The 6778-nt window shown below is 67.4% G+C and carries 7 protein-coding genes; 5 read left to right on the top strand and 2 right to left on the bottom strand.

Going from position 1 to position 6778, the window contains the following annotated elements:
• From NZN28_RS13510 to NZN28_RS13495, 4 genes are all read left to right on the top strand, one after another.
• Window positions 1-391 (top strand): glycosyltransferase family 2 protein (locus NZN28_RS13510; protein ID WP_367275839.1); only part of this gene is annotated, 391 nt, incomplete at its 5' end.
• Window positions 388-1281: a glycosyltransferase family 2 protein gene (locus NZN28_RS13505; protein WP_295399005.1), complete on the top strand. Its 894-nt coding sequence runs from the start codon at window positions 388-390 to the stop codon at window positions 1279-1281. The genes NZN28_RS13510 and NZN28_RS13505, both read left to right, overlap by 4 nt.
• Window positions 1282-1294: 13 nt before the next feature.
• A complete protein-coding gene (trpD, locus tag NZN28_RS13500) occupies window positions 1295-2296 on the top strand; it encodes an anthranilate phosphoribosyltransferase (RefSeq protein ID WP_295399003.1) in 1002 nt (333 codons plus the stop codon).
• On the top strand, window positions 2293-3468 hold the full coding sequence (locus tag NZN28_RS13495; RefSeq protein WP_295399000.1) for a lipid-A-disaccharide synthase-related protein: 1176 nt from the start codon (window positions 2293-2295) through the stop codon (window positions 3466-3468). The genes trpD and NZN28_RS13495 overlap by 4 nt, the downstream gene beginning before the upstream one ends.
• On the opposite strand, the gene NZN28_RS13490 is transcribed toward NZN28_RS13495, so the two are convergent.
• Both NZN28_RS13490 and NZN28_RS13485 read right to left on the bottom strand, forming a co-directional pair.
• On the bottom strand, window positions 3437-3850 hold the full coding sequence (locus tag NZN28_RS13490) for a hypothetical protein (protein ID WP_295398999.1): 414 nt from the start codon (window positions 3848-3850) through the stop codon (window positions 3437-3439). The genes NZN28_RS13495 and NZN28_RS13490 overlap by 32 nt on opposite strands.
• Before the next feature lie 2 nt (window positions 3851-3852).
• Complete coding sequence (locus NZN28_RS13485; RefSeq protein WP_295398997.1) at window positions 3853-5409, bottom strand: amidase family protein; 1557 nt, start codon at window positions 5407-5409, stop codon at window positions 3853-3855.
• Between the two features lie 351 nt (window positions 5410-5760).
• On the opposite strand from NZN28_RS13485, the gene NZN28_RS13480 reads away from it, so the two are divergent.
• Window positions 5761-6678 carry a hypothetical protein gene (locus NZN28_RS13480; RefSeq protein WP_295398994.1) on the top strand — a complete coding sequence of 306 codons (918 nt, stop codon included), beginning with the start codon at window positions 5761-5763 and terminating at the stop codon, window positions 6676-6678.
• The last annotated feature ends 100 nt before the right edge of the window (window positions 6679-6778 follow it).

Genomic DNA, 6778 nt, shown 5'->3' with positions numbered 1-6778 from the left:
CGAGGCCTTTGCTCCCTTTGCCGGCTACGGCTGGGAGGAGCACGAGCTGGGCTGGCGGCTCTGGCGCAAGGGGGTGCGGCCCCGGCTGGCCCGGAAGGCCCGGGCGGCCCACGAGGACCGGGTGGGCCTAGAGGCCGCCCTGGCCAAGCAGGAGAGCATGGGACGGATGGCCTGGCGCTTCTACCGCCTGCACCCCCACCCGCTGGTGGCCCTCTGGACCGGGGTGCATCCCCTTTCCCGGGCGTATAAGCGCCTGGCCTACCCCTGGGCTAGAGCCGAGCAGCTCCTGCGCGAGCGGGCCTGGGAGGAAGCCCCGGGGGCCTCTGGGCGCTACCGCTTTTTGCTCGAGGCCGCCTACACCCGGGGGCTGCTCGAGGGAGCACCCGGATGAACCCCCCGCTCGTCTACATAATCGTCCTCAACTACCGCGCCTGGTGGGAGACGGCGGCCTGCCTGGAGGCCCTGAAGCGCCTCGACTACCCCCGCTTCCGCCTGCTGGTGCTGGACAACGCCTCGCCCAACGACTCGGTAGAGCGGCTGCGCGAGGCTTTTCCGGGCCTCGAGCTGCTGCCCCTGCCCCAAAACCTGGGCTTTGCCGGGGGCAACAACCAGGGCCTCCGGCGGGCCCTGGCCGAGGGGGCCGACTACGTCTGGCTGCTGAACCCCGACACCCGGCCCGACCCCGGGGCGCTATCGGCCATGGTGCGCCTGGCCGAGCGCGACCCCAAGCTGGGCGCGGTGGGGGCCGTGCTCTACGAGATGGAGCGCCCCCAAGAGGTGCAGGCCTGGGGCGGGGGCGAGGTGGTGCTGCCCTGGGGCCTGATCCGCCTGCTGACCCGCTCCCAAGACCTCCCCCGCCTCTCCTACATCAGCGGGGCCAGCCTGCTCATCCGGCGGGTGGCGCTGGAGCGGGTGGGGCTCTTGGACGAGGGCTTTTTCATGTACGGCGAGGACTGCGACTTTGGCCTGCGCCTGAAGCGGGCGGGCTTCCGCCTGGGGGTAGCCGCAGAGGCCCGGGTGTGGCACCGGGGCGGCGCTTCCTGGGAGAGCAGCCTCCAATCCGACGAACTCTTCGCCGCCTACAACGTGCGCCTCTTCCGAAAGCACGCCCGCTGGCCGGCTTTAGCGGTGGCGGGCTATGGCCTCTTCTGGCTGGCCGAGTACAGCCTGCGCCGCCGCTGGGACAAAGTGGGGGCCCTCTGGCGGGGCCTTGGGCGCGGCTGGCGGATGCCCACAGAACCGGAGTCCGGTGGTTTGTCAGACCAGGCTACCCCCCCGTAACATGGGAGGCAGTGTGGACGAGCTCAGAAAAGCCCTGTTGGCCGAACCTTTATCGCAAGCTGAGGCCCACGCCCTGATGAGGCGCATCATGGCCGGTGAGCTGACCCCGGTGCAGACCGCCGGCGTGCTGATGGCCTTGCGTACGCGGGGTGAGACCCCTGAAGAAATTGCCGGTTTTGCCGCCGGTATGCGCGAGGCTGCGGTGCGGGTCGAGACCCGGCGCAGGCCGCTGCTCGATATTGTCGGAACCGGGGGGGTGGCGCCCGATGCTTTCAATATCTCCACCACCACCTGCTTCGTGGTGGCCGCCGGAGGCGTGGCTGTCGCTAAACACGGCAACCGGGCGGCCTCGTCCAAGTCGGGCTCCTTTGACCTGCTCGAGGCCCTGGGGGTGAGGATAGACCTTCCGGTGGAGAAGGTGGCCGAGGCCATTGATACGCTGGGGCTGGGGTTTTTGTTTGCCCGCAGCCATCACCCGGCCATGCGCTACGTGGCCCCGGTGCGGGCCGAGCTGGGGGTGCGTACGGTGTTCAACCTGCTGGGGCCGCTGACCAACCCCGCCTTCGCCACCCTGAACCTGGTCGGGGTGAGCAGCCCGGCGCTGCTTGAGCCCTTTGCCCAGGTGCTGCACAGCTTGGGCTCTGAGCGGGCTTTGGTGGTGCACGGCGAGGGGGTGGACGAGCTGGTGCTGGGCCAGAACCAGGTGGTCGAGCTTTCTGCGGGGCAGATCCGGCGTTACACCCTCTGCCCGGAAGAGGTGGGGCTTGCTTCGGCGCCCCACGAGACCATCCGGGGTGGAACGCCTGAGGACAACGCCCAAACCGCCCGGGCCATTTTGAGCGGGCAGGAGCGGGGGCCCAAGCGGGATGCGGTGGCCCTCAATGCAGGGGCCGCTTTCTACCTGGCGGGCAAGGCCCAGAGCCTGGCCGAGGGGGTGGCGCTGGCCCAGAGCCTGATGGACGCCGGGGCGGGGCTTGAGATGCTGGAGCGGCTCGTCCGCTTCACCCGAGGATGAAGCCCGTTCTTGTAGTTTCCAACGGCCACGGCGAGGATCTCATCGGCGCGGCGCTGGCCCAGGAACTCCGGGCGCTGGGCTACGCCATACAAGCCGTACCGCTGGTGGGCCGGGGCCAGCCCTACGAAAAGGCAGGCTTCTGCGTGCGGGGCCCCCGCCGCGAGATGCCCTCGGGGGGCTTCGCCCTGCAAAGCCCAAAGGCCTTCTGGGCCGACCTCAGGGCTGGCTGGGTCTCGATGAGCCTGGCGCACTACCGCGCCGTGCGGGAAGCCGCCCGCGAGGCCGTGGCGACGCTGGTGGTGGGGGATGTGTATGCCCTGCTGGTGGGGCATTTTATGGGTCGGCCCCCGCTTTTTCTGATGCAGTGCCGCTCCTCGCTGCGGGCCTGGGAAAGGCGGGGCTGGAGCCGGCCCTATAGCGCCCTCGAGCGCTTCCTGATGCGCCGGGCGGTAGGGGTTTACCCGCGCGAGCCGGAGGGCGAGCAGTGGCTGAAGGCCCGCGGGGTTCCCCAGGCCTGCTACCTGGGCAACCCCATGCTCGATGCTCTGGAGGGGGTTCCGCTGGAGCCAGCGCCCCCCTACCTGCTGCTGTTGCCGGGGTCGCGCAGCGATGCCTACCAGAGCCTGCCCCGGATGCTCGAGGCGGTTCGGCTGCTGGGCGGCCTGGGCCTCACGCCGGTGGTGGCCTGGGCCGGCCTGCCCATAGAACCCCTCTATGCCCCGGGCTGGCGGCTCGAGACCACCGGCCTGGCCGAGGGCGTCACCCACTGCCTGAGCCACCCGGACGGAACCGCCGTGTACCTGACCCAGGGGGCTTTCAAAGCCACTTTGCTGGGGGCGGGGGTCGCTATTTCCACCAGCGGAACCGCCGCCGAACAGGCCGCCGGCTACGGGGTGCCGCTGGTGGGCTTTCCCACCTTGGGGCCCCAGTACACCCAGGCCTTTGCCGAGCAGCAAAAGCGCCTGCTGGGCGAGGCGCTGATGCTGGTGCCGCCCCACCCTGAGGCCATTGCCCAGGGCGTTCGGCGCTTCTGGGACTCGCCCGAACTGCGAGCGCAGGCCCGGCGGGCCGGACGGGCCGCCATGGGCGAGCCGGGGGCGGCCCGGCGAATCGCCCAAAAGATTCACCAAGAGCTGCAAGCTAGGGGCCTCGAGCAATCCCCGTCTCGATAAAGCGCCACCACAGCAGCAGGCAGACCAGACTGGCCCAGAAGAAATAGGGCCCCACCTGCTCGGGCGCCTTCTCCAGGCTTTTGCGAAACCAACCCCCCGGCTCCAGGCCGCTCACAAACCACAAAATGCTGGCCGCCAGGAGGCCGTAAACGGCATGGAGCCAGTTCACCCCGCCCATGAAGAGGGTTCGCACCAGCAGCTCCACCACCACGGCTACCACCGCAAACCCCGCCGTGAACTTGAAAAAGCGCAGCTGCCCCGGTGCAGGCTCCCGCACCAGCAGGGGCAAGTTGAGAAGCAGCGAGGCCCCAATCAGGAGCAGTGCGAGCAGATTAAGCAGGCCGCGCAGCCCAATGAGGTAGACCGGCAGGGGAATGTCCATGGCTAGCGCAGCAGAGGCGGCCTGCGAAGGTTAAGTTGCTCCGATACGGCCTGGGCCAGGCCGATGAGCAGGGGGTCTTGCAGGGGCTTCCCCACCAGCGAAGCACCGACCGGCTCACCGCTCTCGCGGTAGCCAGCGGGCAGGTTGACCACCGGGAAGCCCGAGGTGGAGGTGAGCACGCTCAGGCTGTTGCTCACCGTCAGCAGCAAATCTACCCGGTACTCTTGCATCACCCCCAGCAGGTGTTCGCGGCCCTGCCGGCGGTTCTTAACTACATAGGCCTGGTAATCGGCCTCGGAGAGCGGATACGAAAGCGAGGCCTCGAGTAAATCCTGCCCATACAGCATGGCCTCGGGGTGCTGGCGGTTGTACGCAATCACCTCCTCCAGACCCCGAATGGCGGCGCGGGTGGTTTGCAGATACAGGGCCAGGTCTCGCCGCATGCCCGCGTGCAGCACCGGCATCATCTCGATGGGGCTTTCCGGAAAGGGCACCTCCACCACTTCTGCGCCCAGGGCCTCCAGCGCCCGGGCTACCCTGGCCAGGGCTTCCGCGTCGCCCTTGCGCTGGATGTGCTGTACCCAGCCGACCCGCAGGGGGTAGGAGACCGGGGGTGGGGGGTAGGGAAAGACAAACCCCTGCGCAATCTGGGTGGCGGGGTCGGTGGGGTCGGGGCCGCTGAGGACCGACATCAGCAGGGCCAGGTCGGGGGCGTTTTTGGTCATGGGGCCGGCGGTATCCTGGGCGGCGGTGATGGGGATGATGCGGTCGCGGCTGACCAGGCCCAGGGTGGGCTTTAGGGTGAACAGGCTGTTCTGGGCGGCGGGGTAGATGAGCGAGCCCGAGGTCTCGGTGCCGATGCCGGCCACGGCCAGATTGGCCGCGACCGCCGAGGCTGTGCCGCTGCTGCTGCCCCCCACGTCGAAGGGGCCGTAGGGGTTGCGGGTGTGGCCGCCCAGCGTACTGTAGCCGTTGATCGAACTGCTGGTCATGAAATTGGCCCACTCCGAGAGGTTGTTCTTGCCCAGAATCACCGCCCCGGCGGCCCGCAACTTCTGCACGATGAAGGCATCCTGGTCGGCGATGTGCCGGGCCAGCACCGCGGCCCCGGCGGTGGTGTGCAGGGGGCCCTGGGTGGAGATATTGTCCTTGAGGCTGAGGGGGATGCCGTGCAGCGGCCCGCGCAGCTTCCCTTGCCGGCGCTCTGTGTCGCGGGCGCGGGCTTCCTCGAGGGCCGCCGGGTTCAGCTCCAGATAAGCCCGCAGGCGGTCGTTGTAGCGCTGGATGCGCCCCAGGTAGAAAAGCGTGAGCTGCTCGGAGGTCAGGCGTCCGGCCTGCATCTCGGCCTGAAGCTCCTGAATGGTGGCTTGCTGGGTCAGGGTTTCCAGGCGCTCGAGCAGGGGTGCTTCGAGCCCTAGCGCCGCCTCGAAGGGGCTAAAGTCCAGCGCTCGCCGCAGCGGGTAGGCGTGTTCGGCGGTTTGCTCCGCCACCTGGCGGGCCACAAAGCTTTCCCAGTGGCGCTTGCTGGGGTTCAGGCGTTTTTCGGCAGCTTGGCTCATCGCCCACCACACTACCAGCCCCAAACCCAGCAATACCAGGGCCGAGAACAGTTGAAGCCTGGCCACGCGATTCAGTATGCCACCGGCGCACGCGCCAGTCTGCTGCCAGCTCTGCTTGTAGCGGGCCGAACACCTGGTTTTTGGATGGGCGCCTCGAGCCCGCCCTACCTCCCGCAAAACCCGACTTGAGCCATTGGGGGTCGGTGGAAGAATACCCTGCTTGGGCCACCAGACCATGCCGCACGGGGGCTCCTGCATCACGTAACGCCGATACGGCCTATATATCACAAGGTGCTCCCAAAAACCCCGCTACCCTGGGACTTGGATAGCTTGACCGCTGGTTGGATTCTTATGCATGAACTTTTCACCAACGCCCCAGCCCACTGGCCCAAGGTTCACATCGAGGGCCTGATTCCAAGCAACGCTCCCGAGGTCAGGGCAGCCAGCCATTTGATGTTTGCAACCACGGTGGAGACCGTTTTTCGCAGGTCGGGCATCCAGGTGCTGGAGGCCGATGTGCTGCGCCTGACCCGCGAGGGGGTGCTGGAGATTCCCCTGCGGGTGCGGGCCGAAGACGGGGAGTACGACCTGTTTTTCTACCCCATTGCCGACGAAAAAGCAGCCGCTCACTATGTGGCGGTGCACGAGCTGGCCCAGAAGTGGGGGCGCATCCGTCCGGTTTTTTACAGCACCGACGATTTGCTGTCCATCTACCCGGAGAACCTGGAGCCAGTCACCCGCCGAGATCGGCTTTACATCCAGGCCGCGCTCTCCGCGCCCAAAGGGCAGTACGCGATGTGGTGGGCCCAGGCGCCGGGCGAGCAGTTTCACTACAGCTCCACCTACGACCTCTTCGACCGCATCTACCGCGAGATCAACGGCCTCGAGATGCGGGTGTTTGCCCTGATTTTGCTCGAGCTCGGCATGATTCAAGAAGAGTACGAGTTTACCGCCTCGACCTTCACCGATAGCGTGGTGGAAATTCCGGTGGAAGGCCCCGAGGGGGTGCCCATGCTCATCACCTTTTCGCAGCACCGGGGGGTGCGCTTCCACTTTCACATGGACAGAACCAGCGCGGAATACCGCGACCTCTTCCTGAACCTGTTTTTGCAGCGGGTCAAGCTCTGGCGCAAAGAGGCCGACCTCGAGCAGGTCAAGCGCCTGGATAGCCCCTCCTATACCTGGTGGCGTGAGCTGGGCAAGCGCCTGCGCCTGAGCACGAGCTCGAGCGAGCACGCCATCAGTGCCGTGGGTTCGGTCCGGCGCTGAGCCAGGTGCACAGCTCCGGGCGCATCAAAACGCTCAGCGTTGCCTATCGCGCTCTTCACAGACGTGGCCGCCCACGAAAACGAGAAGGGACAAAGAGACG

The sequence above is a fragment of the Meiothermus sp. genome (assembly GCF_025056915.1).
Classification (GTDB): Bacteria; Deinococcota; Deinococci; order Deinococcales; family Thermaceae; genus Meiothermus.
This window is presented reverse-complemented; position numbering and strand designations above follow the sequence as displayed.

Bases quoted from the DNA above. Each gene is read 5' to 3' on its own strand.
- NZN28_RS13505 (WP_295399005.1), top strand. From the start codon at position 388: ATGAACCCCCCGCTCGTCTACATAATCGTCCTCAACTACCGCGCCTGG.
- NZN28_RS13485 (WP_295398997.1), bottom strand. From the start codon at position 5,409: ATGAGCCAAGCTGCCGAAAAACGCCTGAACCCCAGCAAGCGCCACTGG.
- NZN28_RS13495 (WP_295399000.1), top strand. From the start codon at position 2,293: ATGAAGCCCGTTCTTGTAGTTTCCAACGGCCACGGCGAGGATCTCATC.
- NZN28_RS13490 (WP_295398999.1), bottom strand. From the start codon at position 3,850: ATGGACATTCCCCTGCCGGTCTACCTCATTGGGCTGCGCGGCCTGCTT.
- NZN28_RS13480 (WP_295398994.1), top strand. From the start codon at position 5,761: ATGCATGAACTTTTCACCAACGCCCCAGCCCACTGGCCCAAGGTTCAC.